The organism is Flavobacterium chilense, from assembly GCF_001602525.1.
Classification (GTDB): Bacteria; Bacteroidota; Bacteroidia; order Flavobacteriales; family Flavobacteriaceae; genus Flavobacterium; species Flavobacterium chilense.
The window spans coordinates 359,690-374,524 of record NZ_LSYT01000001.1 but is presented as its reverse complement, the minus strand read 5'-3'; the positions used below and the strand labels follow the sequence as shown (position 1 = coordinate 374,524).

The 14,835-nt window shown below is 40.7% G+C and carries 19 protein-coding genes; all 19 read left to right on the top strand.

The annotated features are described in order from the left end of the window. Positions 1 to 501 precede the first annotated feature (501 nt). The 19 genes from A4F88_RS01505 to A4F88_RS01415 all read left to right on the top strand — a co-directional run bounded on the left by A4F88_RS01505 (position 502) and on the right by A4F88_RS01415 (position 14,749). Positions 502 to 1,269, top strand: a complete 768-nt coding sequence (locus A4F88_RS01505; protein WP_068840770.1) for a ParA family protein — start codon at positions 502 to 504, stop codon at positions 1,267 to 1,269. Positions 1,270 to 1,273: 4 nt separating this feature from the next. Continuing rightward, a complete protein-coding gene (locus A4F88_RS01500) occupies positions 1,274 to 1,690 on the top strand; it encodes a DUF3408 domain-containing protein (protein ID WP_068841428.1) in 417 nt (138 codons plus the stop codon). 7 nt (positions 1,691 to 1,697) lie between these two features. After that, on the top strand, positions 1,698 to 1,964 hold the full coding sequence (locus tag A4F88_RS01495; protein WP_068841427.1) for a DUF3408 domain-containing protein: 267 nt from the start codon (positions 1,698 to 1,700) through the stop codon (positions 1,962 to 1,964). 2 nt (positions 1,965 to 1,966) lie between these two features. Continuing rightward, a complete protein-coding gene (locus A4F88_RS01490; protein ID WP_068840769.1) occupies positions 1,967 to 2,602 on the top strand; it encodes a conjugal transfer protein TraD in 636 nt (211 codons plus the stop codon). Between the two features lie 41 nt (positions 2,603 to 2,643). Then, positions 2,644 to 3,462, top strand: a complete 819-nt coding sequence (locus A4F88_RS01485; protein WP_143154993.1) for a hypothetical protein — start codon at positions 2,644 to 2,646, stop codon at positions 3,460 to 3,462. 200 nt (positions 3,463 to 3,662) lie between these two features. After that, a complete protein-coding gene (locus tag A4F88_RS01480; RefSeq protein WP_068840767.1) occupies positions 3,663 to 3,968 on the top strand; it encodes a DUF4134 domain-containing protein in 306 nt (101 codons plus the stop codon). 9 nt (positions 3,969 to 3,977) lie between these two features. Then, positions 3,978 to 4,310: a DUF4133 domain-containing protein gene (locus A4F88_RS01475; protein ID WP_068840766.1), complete on the top strand. Its 333-nt coding sequence runs from the start codon at positions 3,978 to 3,980 to the stop codon at positions 4,308 to 4,310. Continuing rightward, positions 4,307 to 6,814, top strand: a complete 2,508-nt coding sequence (locus tag A4F88_RS01470; protein WP_068840765.1) for a TraG family conjugative transposon ATPase — start codon at positions 4,307 to 4,309, stop codon at positions 6,812 to 6,814. Before A4F88_RS01475 ends, A4F88_RS01470 begins: the two co-directional genes overlap by 4 nt. A gap of 25 nt (positions 6,815 to 6,839) precedes the next feature. Continuing rightward, positions 6,840 to 7,472, top strand: coding sequence for a DUF4141 domain-containing protein (locus A4F88_RS01465; RefSeq protein WP_068840764.1), 633 nt, complete (start codon positions 6,840 to 6,842; stop codon positions 7,470 to 7,472). Between the two features lie 3 nt (positions 7,473 to 7,475). Next, positions 7,476 to 8,471, top strand: a complete 996-nt coding sequence (gene traJ, locus A4F88_RS01460) for a conjugative transposon protein TraJ (protein WP_068840763.1) — start codon at positions 7,476 to 7,478, stop codon at positions 8,469 to 8,471. Between the two features lie 22 nt (positions 8,472 to 8,493). Continuing rightward, the gene (gene traK, locus A4F88_RS01455; protein WP_068840762.1) at positions 8,494 to 9,117 is read left to right on the top strand and encodes a conjugative transposon protein TraK; all 624 of its coding nucleotides are present in this window, start codon (positions 8,494 to 8,496) and stop codon (positions 9,115 to 9,117) included. A gap of 11 nt (positions 9,118 to 9,128) precedes the next feature. Further along, complete coding sequence (locus A4F88_RS01450) at positions 9,129 to 9,560, top strand: hypothetical protein (protein ID WP_068840761.1); 432 nt, start codon at positions 9,129 to 9,131, stop codon at positions 9,558 to 9,560. Between the two features lie 20 nt (positions 9,561 to 9,580). Further along, on the top strand, positions 9,581 to 9,868 hold the full coding sequence (locus A4F88_RS01445; RefSeq protein ID WP_068840760.1) for a nitrogen regulatory IIA protein: 288 nt from the start codon (positions 9,581 to 9,583) through the stop codon (positions 9,866 to 9,868). After that, positions 9,855 to 11,180: a conjugative transposon protein TraM gene (traM, locus tag A4F88_RS01440; RefSeq protein ID WP_068840759.1), complete on the top strand. Its 1,326-nt coding sequence runs from the start codon at positions 9,855 to 9,857 to the stop codon at positions 11,178 to 11,180. Before A4F88_RS01445 ends, traM begins: the two co-directional genes overlap by 14 nt. Positions 11,181 to 11,204: 24 nt before the next feature. Continuing rightward, a complete protein-coding gene (gene traN, locus A4F88_RS01435) occupies positions 11,205 to 12,104 on the top strand; it encodes a conjugative transposon protein TraN (RefSeq protein ID WP_068840758.1) in 900 nt (299 codons plus the stop codon). Between the two features lie 25 nt (positions 12,105 to 12,129). Next, the gene (locus A4F88_RS01430; protein WP_068840757.1) at positions 12,130 to 12,690 is read left to right on the top strand and encodes a conjugal transfer protein TraO; all 561 of its coding nucleotides are present in this window, start codon (positions 12,130 to 12,132) and stop codon (positions 12,688 to 12,690) included. A 10-nt stretch (positions 12,691 to 12,700) separates the two neighbouring features. Continuing rightward, positions 12,701 to 13,141, top strand: a complete 441-nt coding sequence (locus tag A4F88_RS01425; protein ID WP_068840756.1) for a DUF3872 domain-containing protein — start codon at positions 12,701 to 12,703, stop codon at positions 13,139 to 13,141. Positions 13,142 to 13,663: 522 nt separating this feature from the next. Next, positions 13,664 to 14,116, top strand: coding sequence for a response regulator (locus tag A4F88_RS01420; protein WP_068840755.1), 453 nt, complete (start codon positions 13,664 to 13,666; stop codon positions 14,114 to 14,116). A gap of 78 nt (positions 14,117 to 14,194) precedes the next feature. Then, positions 14,195 to 14,749, top strand: coding sequence for a sigma factor-like helix-turn-helix DNA-binding protein (locus A4F88_RS01415; protein ID WP_068840754.1), 555 nt, complete (start codon positions 14,195 to 14,197; stop codon positions 14,747 to 14,749). Positions 14,750 to 14,835: the final 86 nt, after the last annotated feature.

The window sequence follows — 14,835 nt, the reverse complement described above, 5'->3', positions numbered from 1 at the left end:
TTACAAAGTAAAGTGCTCTTTATAAGAGTAATGCAATGTGTTGCAGTGCCATAAACAGCCTTTGAATGCCAAGGACTGTCGCATTAATAAAAGCACATAGATAACTACATTCCTTTGTACAAGAAAGCAGATGCAGGTAGGCAGCAGGATTGCAAGGTAGTTTTAGAACTACCTCTGTATTTATCTACAGAGCAGTGTAGATATTGAAATTGGAATGTAGATAAGCTGCTAATTGTGTTTATAAGTATAAAGAAAAGCAGCTTGCTGATTACCCACCTACAGATTGGTCTATATGTACGCAGATGTAATTGAATAAATATCTCAATATGCGTAGTGCTATCTCAAAGGGTATTACTATAGCGAGGCAGTTGATTAGGATAATACAAATGTAATGAGTTACGCAGTTCGATACAAAACTACCCGTGTATAGGAATAGACAAAGATTTACCTGCCTGATTACTTACATAGTTACATAAGTATTAATAATTAAAAACAATAAAAATGGAAACAAAAAACAAACCCGTATTTATCGCCTTTTCTTCTCAAAAGGGAGGCGTAGGGAAAAGTACTTTTACAACACTTGCTGCCAGCACGCTTCATTATCGTTTAGGTTACAATGTTGCAGTATTCGATGCCGATTTTCCACAACTCAGCTTAATGAAAATGAAAGCCCGGGACTTGGCAATGGTCATGGAAAATGAGGTTTTAAAAAGAATAGCCTATACGCAGTTTACCACGATTAACAAAAGAGCCTATCCAATTATCCAGCATAAAGCCGAAGGCGTTTTGGAGGCAGCAAATGATTTTTTAGAATCCTCAAAAGTTCCAATAGACGTGATTTTTTTTGATCTTCCCGGTACGGTAAATACACCTGGCATTTTGAATGCCCTGGCAGGGATGCATCACATTTTTACCCCAATTACTGCTGATCGTTTTGTGATGGAAAGCACCCTTGTTTTTACACAGTTGATGCGGGATATCATTATGAAAAAAGGTGAAACGTCCATTAAAAGTGTTAATCTTTTCTGGAATCAGGTAGATGGCAGGGAACGCTCCCCTTTATATGATATCTATAACAAACTTATCGATGATTTGGGATTTAGCCTTATGCAGTGCAGCATCATGAACAGCACCCGTTTTCGAAAAGAAAGCGAACTCGATGCAAAGTCTGTTTTCCGCTCCACTTTAATGCCTCCTGACAAACACTTGATGAAGGCCTGCCGGTTAGATCAGTTTATGGAAGAATTTTTAAACATTGTTCAATTATAATGCTATGGAAAAAGATAACAAGAAAAAAATCACGCCAGAGATCGACGAGGCGCTTATGATGGATATAATGGCAGATGGCGTTAAAAAGGAAGGATTAACCCCTCCGCTGGAAGAACACAAAACTTCACCAGAGCTGCTGCAGGAAAAGTCTTTGATAAAGGAGCGCACAAGAATGAAACGAGGAACCGATGCCGATTATGAAGCCATTTTTTTTAAGAAGACTCATACCAATGCGCGAGATGGCAAAACGGTCTATATACAACCTGATTTTCATGAAAAATTATCGCGGATCGTTCAGGTTATCGGTGAGGACAAGCTCGCGATTTATGCCTATCTGAATAATGTACTGGAATATCATTTTCAGGAATTTGGAGAACAGATTACAAAAAGTTTTAATGAGAAATACAAACCTATTTTATAAACTAGCCATGAAGATAAAAATTAAAATCCAAGAGACAGGTAAAGAACAATTTCAAAAATTGTTTATGATCAATCGCTTTCCCTCAGGACGAAGCGGAAAAGTTGTATATCTGCGTCCTGAGTACCATGAGCGTCTGCTGCGCATTGTTCAATTGTCACGGGAAGAAAAAATTACGCTCTATTCCTATATTGACAACATTATGGAACATCACTTCAGGGAATTTGGGGAAGAAATCACAGCTTATTTCAATGAACGCAACAAACCAATTCTTTAATTATGGAAACAATTATTGTAATATGCCTGTTGATAATTATTGTCCTGCTGGTAAAGGATAAAGTTCTTATCAAGAAAAAGACAAAGCAAAAGTCGTCTCAGGCAAAAGTCAATCCGAACCTGCCCGATATTATGGGGCAACCCAAGCCCTTAAGAAGCCTTTCAGTGCCAAATACTACCAATGAAAGCCAAATACAGGAACAAGAGATAAATCGCTATAATTTTGAGATTGAATGTAACGAAAATGAAAACGTTGGTATTCAAATTCCGCAAGAAGAACTAGATGACGTTTTTGGAAATATGCCTGATTTGGAGGAAGAAGAAGAAGAATGGAACAGGTATAGAATATCCAGTGGAAATAACGGTTTTGCTCAAGGGGTTACCTTTGAAGAACTAAGCTCCGTGGGGATGCTGCTGCAAAAGGAAAAATTGGAGCCGTCCCAAAAGGAAACAGCGGCGCTCATAGTCCAGAAAATACAGGGAACCGAATTATTTATCCTGCTGGAGAATTCTATGGAGGACGCTTCCCGAAAAATAGCCGAGCTATTGGACAGCAGCCTTTTTTCTGAAACTGATTTTGGTTCTTCTACTTTGCGGAAAAATGATTTAAGTGAATTTGATATCGGGGACTTTGTCTGAAAAGATAAGTCCCCTTTATTTTATAACGAAAAATAAAGTATATGATGGAAAGAGAACTGCCGGTTATTACTATTGAAGGTACCGACTTTATAGTAGATGTAAACAAACTTGAGCTTATTGAAAAGGCCAATCATAAAAATGTTATACCGTTTGAAGATATGCGTGATGTCGGCGATGGCTATACTTTTGAATACAACCTTAAGAATAAAAACCTTCCAGGGATGTTTCACAATGAAAGCACAATGGTCAGGATTCCTGAATTTATTATTCTAGATCCAATCGGCATGGCGAATAAATACAACTATCCTGTGAACGAGATAATGGATAAATCAGATTTTGGCCTTATGGTAGATCAGCAGGCTTTTGATCTGCGGGTAAACAAAGGAATGCTACCTACTGTGGATATCGCCGGACATACCTTTTATGTTGATATTAGAATGGATAAGCTTCGTCCAAAAGACGATTTCCTTTCCAATGGTATTGTATTCTCGGATATAGAAACATACTACGATTTAGAAAAAAGGACCTACACCATTCCTTATAATCCCAAGACACACGAATTTCAGGAACCTGATTACCTAAATATAAAAGAACTTCCTAAAGATTTAATCGCAGTCAGATTTCCCTCTGAAAGATTACTCGACAGAATTGGCTGGAACAGAAAATATGGATTTGAGATTAGGCACGGTCTGGTACGGCACGGTTTAAAATTGCAGTTTGCGGCAAAGAATATTCCTTGGAAAAACACTTTTCTTGTTGATCTGATTAAAAGCAATCTAAAAGCAGAAAAGAAGCAGGAAAAAGCTACTGAGAAAAAAACATCTAATCCAGCCAAAACAAATAAAGGCCGAAGAATATAATTCTGTAATTCCAAACTTTCAAACGTCAAACATAAAATGTTTGACGTTTTTTTTATGCTCAAACACTCAAAATAATGCCACTGATAGCCAAGTAATTCCACTGACTGCCAATTTGTTACAACGACTTGATTTCCATAAGATATTTGTCCCGATAACCTGCAAGGCGCAGGTATAAATGAGAAATTTAACTCGGTTTAATCATGAAAAAACAAAGAAAAAAAATCCTGCCGACAGCAGTGGTAATGCTGGCAGGTTTCGGAGCACTTGCCCAGGGAAATGGTACGGCGGGCATCAACGAAGCAACCCAAATGGTAACTTCTTATTTCGACCCCGCCACACAGCTTATCTATGCCATCGGGGCTGTAGTCGGTCTTATCGGCGGTGTAAAAGTGTACAACAAATTCAGCAGCGGAGATCCCGATACGAGCAAAACCGCTGCAAGCTGGTTTGGGGCCTGTATCTTCCTGATCGTAGCGGCTACCATCTTGCGTTCCTTCTTCCTTTAAAACTGATATATGAACAATTACAATATCAACAAAGGCATCGGAAGAACGGTCGAGTTTAAAGGTTTGAAAGCACAATACCTGTTCATCTTCGCAGGCGGACTTCTAGGGACACTTATCCTGGTCATGATACTTTACATGGCTGGGGTCAATTCTTATATCTGTTTGTTTCTGGGAGCTGGCGGTTCTTCACTAATCGTATGGCAGACCTTTTCCCTGAACAAAAAGTATGGAGAACACGGACTCATGAAAGTGGGCGCGAAAAAAAGACATCCCCGCTACATCATTTGCCGCAAGCCTGTACATCGCTATCTAAGAATCACTTCTAAACCTGATGCCTTATGAGAAACACAGCAAAGACAACAACGCTGGAAAGTAAATTTCCACTCTTGGCAGTAGAGAACAATTGCATCCTGTCAAAGGATGCGGATATCACGGCCTGTTTTGAAGTGCGTTTGCCGGAGCTCTTTACAGTTGCATCTGCGGAATATGAAGCCATTCATTCCGCCTGGCATAAGGCTATCAAGACTTTGCCAGACTTTACGGTAATCCACAAACAGGATTGGTATATCAAGGAAAACTACGCACCTGATATGACACAGGATGACCAAAGTTTTTTGGCGAAATCCTATCAGCGTCATTTTAATGAGCGTCCGTTCCTGAATCATTACTGCTACCTGTTCCTGACTAAGACCACCAAGGAAAGGATGCGTATGCAGAGCAATTTCTCTTCGCTATGCAAAGGTTCGCTCATACCAAAGGAAATCAGGGACAGGGAAGCGATTCATCGTTTTATGGAAGCCGTCTCACAGTTTGAGCGTATCATTAACGACAGCGGACTTATCAGACTGAACCGCCTTAGTGAAGAAGACATTGTAGGCGAAGAAGGAAAACAGGGATTACTGGAACAATACCTAACGCTTTCGAGGGAAGCCGCGACACCGATGCAGGATATTGTACTGGGCGCTGAAGAGGTTCGTATCGGAAACAAAAGGCTGTGCCTGCATACCTTGTCCGATACAGATGACCTGCCCGGAACCGTTTCGGCAGATACCCGTTATGAAAAACTTTCTACCGACCGAAGCGATTGCCGTTTGTCATTTGCTGCACCTGTTGGACTCTTGCTGAATTGCAATCACATTTACAATCAATACCTGTTTTTGGATAACAGCGAAGAGAGCCTTCAGAAGTTTGAAAAATCCGCTAGAAATATGCACTCTTTGGCTCGTTACAGCCGTGCCAACCAGATCAACAAAGAGTGGATAGAAAAATACCTGAACGAAGCACATTCATTTGGTCTTTCTTCCATCAGGGCACACTTCAACATTATGGCATGGTCGGATGATCCGGGGGAACTCAAACAGCTAAAAAATGATACAGGGAGTGCACTGGCGCTAATGGAATGCAAGCCACGACACAATACGACCGATACCGCTACGCTGTATTGGGCAGGAATGCCGGGCAATGCCGGAGATTTTCCAAGCGAGGAAAGTTTTTACACCTTCATAGAACCTGCTTTGTGCTTCTTTACGGAAGAAACGAATTACCACAATTCACCATCACCGTTCGGTATCAAGATGGCTGACAGGCTCACAGGCAAACCCATCCATCTGGATATTTCTGATTTGCCGATGAAGCGTGGGATTATTACAAACCGGAACAAATTTATACTAGGTCCATCGGGAAGCGGTAAATCTTTTTTCACTAACCATATGGTAAGACAATATTACGAGCAGGGCGCACACGTACTGCTGGTTGATACCGGCAATTCCTATCAGGGATTGTGTGAACTCATCAAAGGAAAAACCAAAGGCGAAGACGGCGTGTATTTTACTTATACGGAAGACAATCCTATTGCTTTTAATCCTTTCTATACCGATGATGGTGTGTTCGACATTGAGAAGCGTGAAAGTGTCAAGACTTTGATACTGACACTCTGGAAACGTGATGATGAGCCGCCTACAAGATCTGAAGAAGTGGCATTGTCTAATGCGGTAAGCGGCTATATCGAACGCATCAAGCACAATGAGGCATATCCTTCATTCAATGGATTTTACGAATATGTTCAGGGTGATTACCGCAAGGTGCTGGAAGGAAAACAGGTAAGGGAAAAAGACTTTGATATTGCCAATTTCCTTAATGTTTTGGAGCCCTACTACAAAGGAGGTGAATACGACTACCTACTCAATTCCGATAAGCAGTTAGACCTGCTTTCCAAGCGATTCATCGTTTTTGAGATCGATGCCATTAAAGATCATAAAATCCTCTTTCCAATCGTGACCATCATTATTATGGAAGTCTTTATCAATAAGATGAGAAGGCTCAAAGGTATCCGTAAGTTGATACTGATTGAAGAGGCTTGGAAAGCCATCGCCAAGGAAGGAATGGCAAATTACATAAAGTATCTTTTCAAGACTGTCCGTAAATTTTTTGGGGAAGCTATCGTAGTCACGCAGGAAGTGGATGACATCATCCAATCGCCCATTGTAAAAGAAAGTATCATCAATAATAGTGACTGTAAAATCCTGCTTGACCAGCGCAAGTATATGAACAAGTTTGATGATATACAAGCAATGCTTGGTCTGACCGATAAGGAAAAAGCGCAGGTACTTTCCATCAATATGAACAACGATCCCTCACGGTTCTACAAGGAAGTATGGATTGGACTTGGCGGAACACACTCTGCGGTTTATGCTACAGAAGTTTCCGGTGAGGAATATCTCGCCTACACCACCGAAGAAACCGAAAAACTGGAAGTGACGCAGCTTGCAGCAGAACTGGACGGCAATGTAGAACTGGCCATCAAGCACATCGCAATGAGGCGACGCGCGAAAGAAAATCAACAATGATTACTAATTTAAAAATCGAAGAACAATGAAAAAAATACTGTTTATGGTGTATACGGCGCTTATCCTTGCCGTTGCACCGTCCGTAAAAGCACAATTTGTAGTAACCGATCCGGCCAATCTGGCCTCGGGTATTCTCAACAGCGCTAATGAGATAGTGCAGACCTCTAACACGGTGTCCAATGTCGTAAAAAATTTCAAGGAAGTAGAAAAAGTGTACAAACAGGGCAAGGAATACTACGACAAACTCCAGTCGGTAAACAATCTGGTTAAAGATGCACGCAAAGTACAGCAGACTGTACTGCTGGTAGGTGATGTATCGGAAATGTATGTAAAGAATTTTGGCAAAATGATGAATGACCCCAATTTTTCTGCCCAGGAATTGGCAGCTATTGCTAATGGCTATTCGGCTCTTCTGGGTGAGAGTACCGAGCTGCTGAAAGAACTCAAACAGATTGTAAATTCCTCCAGTCTGTCCCTGAATGACAAAGAGCGTATGGATATTATTGATCGTGTGTACAAAGAAGTCAAAGAATACCACAGCCTTGTGCGCTACTATACCAATAAGAATATTTCGGTAAGCATTCTAAGGGCAAAGAAGCAGAACAATACCAAAAGAGTGCTTGAACTCTATGGAACTTCAAATCAAAAATATTGGTAAGCCATGGAATTTAATAACCTTCACCATGTCCTTCGCTCCTTGTATGATGAGATGCTCCCGCTGTCCGCCGATATGGCGGCAGTGGCCAAAGGCCTTGCCGGGCTGGGTGCTTTATTCTATGTGGCACTAAAGGTTTGGCAGGCTCTCAGCCGGGCCGAACCAATCGATGTGTTTCCGCTCCTGCGTCCATTTGCCCTAGGACTGTGTATTATGTTTTTCCCGACAATGGTATTGGGAAGTATCAATTCGGTCTTAAGCCCTGTGGTTACAGGAACCCACTCCATCCTCGAAGATCAGGTACTTGACCTGAACGAGTTACAGTCAAAAAAAGACCAGCTCGACCACGAAGCAATGATCCGTAATCCGGAAACTGCTTATATGGTGTCGAATGAAGAGTTTGACAAAAAACTCGATGAATTGGGTTGGTCGCCCGCCGATGTAGGCACAATGGCAGGAATGTATATGGACAGAGAAGCTTATAAGATAGAGAAAGCCATAAAGGAATGGTTTCGCAATCTGCTGGAAATACTCTTTCAGGCCGCGGCACTTGTCATTGACACTATTCGGACCTTTTTTCTGATTGTCCTTTCCATACTCGGACCAATAGCCTTTGCCATATCAGTCTGGGACGGATTTCAGTCCACACTCACACAGTGGCTTTCCCGATACGTTAGTGTGTATTTATGGCTTCCGGTAGCAGATTTGTTCAGCTCGATGCTAGCTAAAATACAATCCCTGATTATTGAGAGGGACATTGAAATGCTTGCCGATCCGACATTCATCCCTGATACTTCAAACACCGTTTATATAATCTTTATGATTATAGGTATTGTGGGCTACTTCACCATTCCGACGGTAACAGGCTGGATTATTCAGGCAGGAGGAGCAAACAACTTTGCACGTAATGTTAACCAAACGGCGATGAAAACCGGAAATATTGCCGGAGCCGGAACGGGTTCCGCAGTAGGTAATATCGGTGGCAGGCTGATAAACAAATAAAAATAATTAATCACAGAAGAAAATGGAATTTAAAACGCTAAGAAATATCGAAAATAGTTTCAGCCAGATACGCTTGTATGCCATTGTGTTTGCCGTGCTCTGTGCAGGTGTCGCAGGATATGCCGTATGGCATTCCTACCGTTTTGCAGAACAGCAACGGCAGAAAATCTATGTACTGGACAATGGTAAATCACTCATGCTGGCACTCGCGCAGGATGCATCGATCAACCGTCCGGTAGAAGCACGGGAACACGTCAGACGTTTTCACGAACTGTTTTTTACGCTCGCCCCCGACAAAAATGCCATTGAAAGCAATATGAAAAGGGCTTTCAATCTTGCTGATAAAAGTGCCTTTGATTATTATAAGGACCTTTCGGAAAAAGGGTATTACAACCGTATTATATCGGGTAATGTGCAGCAGCGCATCGAAATAGATAGTGTGTCCTGCAACTTCGAGACCTATCCCTACACCGCCCGTACCTATGCCAAACAGTTTATCATCCGTTCGAGCAATGTGACAAAACGCAGCCTTATTAGTTCCTGTTATCTCGTAAACTCCGTTCGTTCAGATAACAATCCGCAAGGTTTTAATATTGAAAAGTTTGCAGTACTAGAAAACAAGGATATAGAGATCATTGAACGCTAAAAATCAAGATTATGAAACAATTACTCGATTTAGACACATTCACAAAAGCCCTAATCGATAAGGGTTACGATGGCTACTTCCAAACACAAGCCGCCTATGGAGACAAAATAAAAGACAGCATCAACAGGTTTTTGGAAGCTTGTGATAAAGGAATGGATAAACCAAGACTACACAACATCCTTATGCTGAAAACTTACCTGCAATGGAATGGTGAGGATAAGCCAAAGGTTGAGTGTTATATCTGGGTAAAGCATGAAGACGGTCTTTTCGATGTAGAAAAAATGAATATTGAAAGAACAGACCAGTATGGACATTCACTGAAAAAATCTGAACTGACAAATCTTACAATGAGGTTAGTTCCTACACTGGAAGAAGCTATTGACCAAGTGTCCGAAAAACTTAATATACAGCTTTCTTCCCCAAAAAGAGGATTTAGAATGTAACAGCTTAAAAATTGAGAAGCATGAAAAAATTAAGAGCAAATATGGACAAATGGTTTTATAGGCTGGATGAACGATGGCGGGCATTGCCCATTAGGATACAGCATAAATACATGATGTACTTTTTCGCCGCTTACCTAATTCTCACAATAGGAGTACTATTTAAAGTATGGTATGATGCCGCAAAGCCAGATAACAATATGGTCATTGGGCATATTGAAAACCCTGTCCTGAAAAAGAAAGAAATTCCTGCAGTCTTGCAGGACACATTATCAACAATTTTAAAAAATAGGATTTATGAAAGAAAATGAGAACAAAAAGACGGTTGTTCGGGTTACGGAAGGAAACCCGGCGGCAACCGCTGAGGTACTGCAAGACAGTGCGCAGAATAAAGCCGATAAATTGAAAAAGCCATTAATATTTTGCTTGATGGGTATTGTTTTTGTTGGTTGTATGTACCTCATCTTTAAACCGTCAGAAGACAAGAAGGAAATTGAGAACATCGGTATTAACGATGCGGTTCCCGAGGCTACCGACGCTGGAATGCAGGCAGATAAGCAAAAGGCTTATGAACAGGAAATGCTAGAACAGAAGGAAGCTGAAAAACGCAGTGTAATGACAACACTTTCTGATTATTGGAATACCGATAGCACAGAAGATACAACAGATCAGTCGATTGATGAGAAGGAGAACTATGATAGCAAAAAATCTGGTGAAGACAGCAATCCGACAGTTAACAGCTACCGGAGCGCACAAGCTGCATTAGGTTCTTTTTATCAGGATGACAATCGTGAAACGATGGAGCTCCGCAGGCAATTGGACGATTTGAAAGAACAGCTGGCAGAAAAGGATATGCCTAAAACAGCAACCGTAGACGACCAATTGGAATTGATGGAAAAGTCCTATCAGATGGCGGCGAAGTATCTTCCGACAGGTGCCAATTCACCGGAAGTTGTGCCTGCCAAGGATGCAGCTGCATCTCCAAAGATCTCCACGCAAAAAGAAGATTTTGTAACGTTCACTTCAGCCAAAAAAAATATTGTATCGGCCTTATACCGTGAGCCTTCAGACAGTACTTTTTTAGCCAATTGGAGCGAAACAAGAAACAGAGGATTTTATACAGCAGGTTCTACCCAGCAATTGGTACAGCCCAAAAACAGTATAAAAGCCTGCGTAGACGAAACGCAAACAGTTATTGGCGAGACAGGAGTTCGATTACGTCTGCTTGAAACTGCCCAAACGCCCAGCCATACTATTCCAAAAGGGACTATTGTGACAGCAAATGCTAAATACCAAAATGGTCGTTTACAGCTAAAAGTAACCTCTGTTGAATTGGATGGCAATATCATTCCCGTTGAGATTACCATTTACGATCTGGACGGACAGCAGGGCTTGCATGTTCCGTACTCTCCTGAAATGAATGCCCTTACAGAAATGGCCGGCAATATGAGCCAGCAGTCAGGAACAAGCCTGATGCTTACCCAATCTGCCGGACAGCAGGTTGCCGCTGACCTAAGCCGTGGTGTGGTACAGGGTATTTCAGGTTATTTCGCCAAAAAGGTTCGCACACCAAAAGTTACGCTAAAGGCAGGACATCAGGTCTACCTTGTTTCCAAGCAATAATGTTGAATTCAAATAAATAAAACAATGAAAAATCTTTTTAAAAACTTAGGGACATTAGCCCTGACCATTGGCCTGACCGTAAACTCTTTTGCGCAGGATAGTGCAAAATCTAAAACTCCGCTTGCATTGGGCAAGATAGAACCTTATAAAATGGAAGTTACCTATGATAAAACTTCACATTTGATTTTCCCGACTGCCATCCGCTATGTAGACTTGGGTAGTGAGTACCTGATTGCCGGAAAAGCGGATGATGCAGAAAACGTATTGCGTGTAAAAGCATCGGTAAGGGAATTTGAACCCGAAACGAACTTTTCGGTCATTACCAATGACGGACGGTTTTACAGCTTCAATGTGCATTACAGTTCCTTCCCGGAAGCAATAAGTTATGACCTGCTAACCATGCAGAAAACGTTGGATAAAGCCAACGGAAACGATGTGCTTTTTGAAGAATTGGGCAGCAATTCTCCGTCATTGGCGGGTTTGCTTTTGGAAACCATTTACAAAAACGACAAGCGTATCGTAAAGCATATTGGGGCTAAAAGCTTTGGGATCCAATTTATACTGAAAGGAATTTACATCCACAACGGTAAATACTACTTTCATACGGAACTCGGAAACCGCACTAATGTGCCGTTTCAGATCGACTTTGTCAATTTCAAAGTTGTCGATAAAAAGGTAGCCAAGCGTACCGTAGTGCAGGAACGCCCAATGATACCGTTACGCATTTACAAGCCATTAGACGCAATTAGCGGAAAATCAACTGAGCAAAATGTATTCCTTTTAGACCAGTTTACCATTGCCGATGACAAGGTACTGCAGATCGAAATTTTTGAGAAAAACGGCGGCAGGCATCAGGTACTTCAGGTGGAAAATTCGGATTTGATAAGAGCACGACTGATTAATGATATGCATCTGAAGTTTTAGTAATCCATATAAACAAAAATATAAAATGAAAAAATATATCTATACCGTGATACTCGTTTTGATAAGCATCACAATGGCAAAGGCACAAAGAATGCTGTCTAAACAAAAAGGACTGGAGGTAAATGTCGGAATTTTGTCCGATGATAAAATCGGCAATGATTACTTCATCAATATTGGAATGACCGTTAACGGAAAAAACGGCAATTATCAGATTTTGGCATTGGAATATTCACGCCAACACTACGACTATAAAGACCTCCGCATACCTCAGGAAACCTACGCCGCTGAGGGTGGTTATAGTTTGTTCCTCCTTGGTGATGCCCTCAAGAACGTTACCCTTAATGCAGCTATAACAGGTATAGCAGGCTACGAAAGTATCAGCCGAGGCGGTGATTTATTATATGATGGGGCTAAAATACTAAGCGAGGATAATTTCATATACGGAGCTGGTGGGCGTTTGACTATAGAAACCTACCTGTCTGACCAATTAGTGATAATCCTTCAAGGCAGAACAAAAGTCCTATGGGGTACGGATCTGGAACAGTTCCGACCATCGGCAGGTGTGGGATTAAGGTTTAATTTTTAAAACAAAAACGATGACAGCATTTTTTAATAAGTTCAGAATAGGATTACTGCCGCTATGGCTTACAGTCCTGATAAGCACTGTTATATTCTTGTCCTGTAATAAGGACGAACTGGAAATACAGAATGACTTCCCTTTTGAGGTAAAGGTGATGCCAGTACCTAAAGAAATTGTAAATGGAAATACCGTAGAAATAAGGTTAACAATTGAGCGGACAGGTAATTTTATTAATACTGAGTATTTCATTCGCTACTTTCAATTTGACGGTCAGGGTACGTTGCAGTATTACAATGAACCACCTTACCAGCCCAATGATTTATATGGGATACCAGCAGGGCAATTCAGGTTGTATTATACTTCAAACTCTACGGTTTCCCAATCCTTTGAAGTATGGATTTCGGATAATTTTGGAAATGAAAAACAGTTGAGTTTTGAATTTAACAGCAGCGATTAGCAGTAACGTGCTGGTTTATGCCAGCAGTAAAATTTCATATTTTAAGAACAGTCCGGATCCGATCTCCGGGTTGTTTTATTTGCAGTCTGTTCTGGTGTTCGGAAATATAAACATTGGATTACTGGACAAACGTTACTATATTTGCCCAAAATATAGAAAAACTCTTATAGTGTTTTTGCTTAGGACTCGGTAACTGAAAACTGGTAATTTTTAAAGACTGCGAGACAAATAAGTAAGGACGCTCATGCCATTGGCGTGGGCGCTCGCTTATTCGTGGTCGGGTATACCAGTACCTCAGTTCCGGAAAGTGTAGTGGTCTGCGCCATGTTTTTTATAATGGTACTCATGCCGCCTAAACTTAAGGGACATATTTGCGTTATCGGCAGGTAATTTGTAGTGCTCTTTTATTTTTTGCTATGAGGTATTAATAAAGTTTTTAATCACTACTACAGGATCAACGTCTTATAATGACAAATTATCAGTCATTATTTTCTATAATTTGTTCAACATTAAAAAGGAATAATGGAAAAAGAAAAACAGATTACTATTAGTATAATTGAGGACCATTCAGGGCTTAGGGTATCCCTTCAAAATTTTTTACAGTACAGTAATTTTAAAGTGGTGCTTGAAGCTGCCAATGGTCAGCTGGCTATAGAGAGTCTGCAGATGCTGGAGGTACTGCCGGACATTTGTATTTTGGATATTAACATGCCTGTTATGGATGGCTACCAGACTGCTAAGGAATTGGCAGAGAGATACCCCGGAATCAAGATATTGGTCTTCAGCAGTCTTGACAATAAGAGAAGTATAAGGGAAATGCTTAGTTTGGGAGTCAAGGGATATGTACTTAAAGGATCCGCTGCTGAAAAACTTAAAACAGCTGTAATCAAACTTCATCAAGGGGAATATTATTTTAGTGAGACAATAAGTCAAACTGCCGTAAGCTATTTAGCAGAAAACAGTAATTTGCACTAATACAGAATTACTCTTTGTAAATATAATGTTCGGCACTATATGTAATTGTGACGGCACTTAATTATAATCTTACCAATAATGTTAACTAACCCGCTGATAGACCGCACTAATAGATTTTATATCGAAATATCCAAAAAAGTACTTTCTGAAAAGGAACACGATATACTCCAAAAGCTTTTGATAGAAAAAAAGACTCTTACCGAAGTAGGAGATAATTACGGGATCAATGGCGAGAGCGTCCGCAGGATGTACGAAAGAACATTTGAAAAAGTGAAAAGTGTTACTGAGGTACTTGCTGATATAGATTTCTATAAGGAAAAATTAGAGCAGCTAAAACATGATTTTGAATATGAGACAGGGCGGATTAAAAAAAGAAGAATTACACCTGACACTGACCTGAATAAATTGCTGTATGACAGCCACTTTCCTTTTAGTAAGAGAATGTATAATATAATCGAGTCTTTAGGGATCAGTACCATAGGAGAACTTGCTGTTATCCCACTCAGGGATTTTCAGTGTTTAAGGGGATTTAAAGGAAAGTGTAAAAATGAACTGATCGCATTTATTGAGTTTGAAAACATTGAACATCTTTTTAAAGGCTTTTCTGTTTGGAAAACAGTACCAATTAAATAGTGGCAACAATTTATAAAAGCTGTCCTAAATTGCGGTCTTCTTTTGCTTCTTTTCTTTGACCGCTAATGTGGAAAGAAAAGAAGTCA

Coding starts and splice junctions, on each gene's coding strand:
- A4F88_RS01505 (WP_068840770.1), top strand. CDS start 502: ATGGAAACAAAAAACAAACCCGTATTTATCGCCTTTTCTTCTCAAAAG.
- A4F88_RS01445 (WP_068840760.1), top strand. CDS start 9,581: ATGAAAAAATTAAGAGCAAATATGGACAAATGGTTTTATAGGCTGGAT.
- A4F88_RS01415 (WP_068840754.1), top strand. CDS start 14,195: ATGTTAACTAACCCGCTGATAGACCGCACTAATAGATTTTATATCGAA.
- A4F88_RS01420 (WP_068840755.1), top strand. CDS start 13,664: ATGGAAAAAGAAAAACAGATTACTATTAGTATAATTGAGGACCATTCA.
- A4F88_RS01495 (WP_068841427.1), top strand. CDS start 1,698: ATGAAGATAAAAATTAAAATCCAAGAGACAGGTAAAGAACAATTTCAA.
- A4F88_RS01450 (WP_068840761.1), top strand. CDS start 9,129: ATGAAACAATTACTCGATTTAGACACATTCACAAAAGCCCTAATCGAT.
- traK (WP_068840762.1), top strand. CDS start 8,494: ATGGAATTTAAAACGCTAAGAAATATCGAAAATAGTTTCAGCCAGATA.
- A4F88_RS01430 (WP_068840757.1), top strand. CDS start 12,130: ATGAAAAAATATATCTATACCGTGATACTCGTTTTGATAAGCATCACA.
- A4F88_RS01485 (WP_143154993.1), top strand. CDS start 2,644: ATGATGGAAAGAGAACTGCCGGTTATTACTATTGAAGGTACCGACTTT.
- A4F88_RS01490 (WP_068840769.1), top strand. CDS start 1,967: ATGGAAACAATTATTGTAATATGCCTGTTGATAATTATTGTCCTGCTG.
- traJ (WP_068840763.1), top strand. CDS start 7,476: ATGGAATTTAATAACCTTCACCATGTCCTTCGCTCCTTGTATGATGAG.
- traN (WP_068840758.1), top strand. CDS start 11,205: ATGAAAAATCTTTTTAAAAACTTAGGGACATTAGCCCTGACCATTGGC.
- A4F88_RS01480 (WP_068840767.1), top strand. CDS start 3,663: ATGAAAAAACAAAGAAAAAAAATCCTGCCGACAGCAGTGGTAATGCTG.
- A4F88_RS01425 (WP_068840756.1), top strand. CDS start 12,701: ATGACAGCATTTTTTAATAAGTTCAGAATAGGATTACTGCCGCTATGG.
- A4F88_RS01470 (WP_068840765.1), top strand. CDS start 4,307: ATGAGAAACACAGCAAAGACAACAACGCTGGAAAGTAAATTTCCACTC.
- A4F88_RS01500 (WP_068841428.1), top strand. CDS start 1,274: ATGGAAAAAGATAACAAGAAAAAAATCACGCCAGAGATCGACGAGGCG.
- A4F88_RS01475 (WP_068840766.1), top strand. CDS start 3,978: ATGAACAATTACAATATCAACAAAGGCATCGGAAGAACGGTCGAGTTT.
- A4F88_RS01465 (WP_068840764.1), top strand. CDS start 6,840: ATGAAAAAAATACTGTTTATGGTGTATACGGCGCTTATCCTTGCCGTT.
- traM (WP_068840759.1), top strand. CDS start 9,855: ATGAAAGAAAATGAGAACAAAAAGACGGTTGTTCGGGTTACGGAAGGA.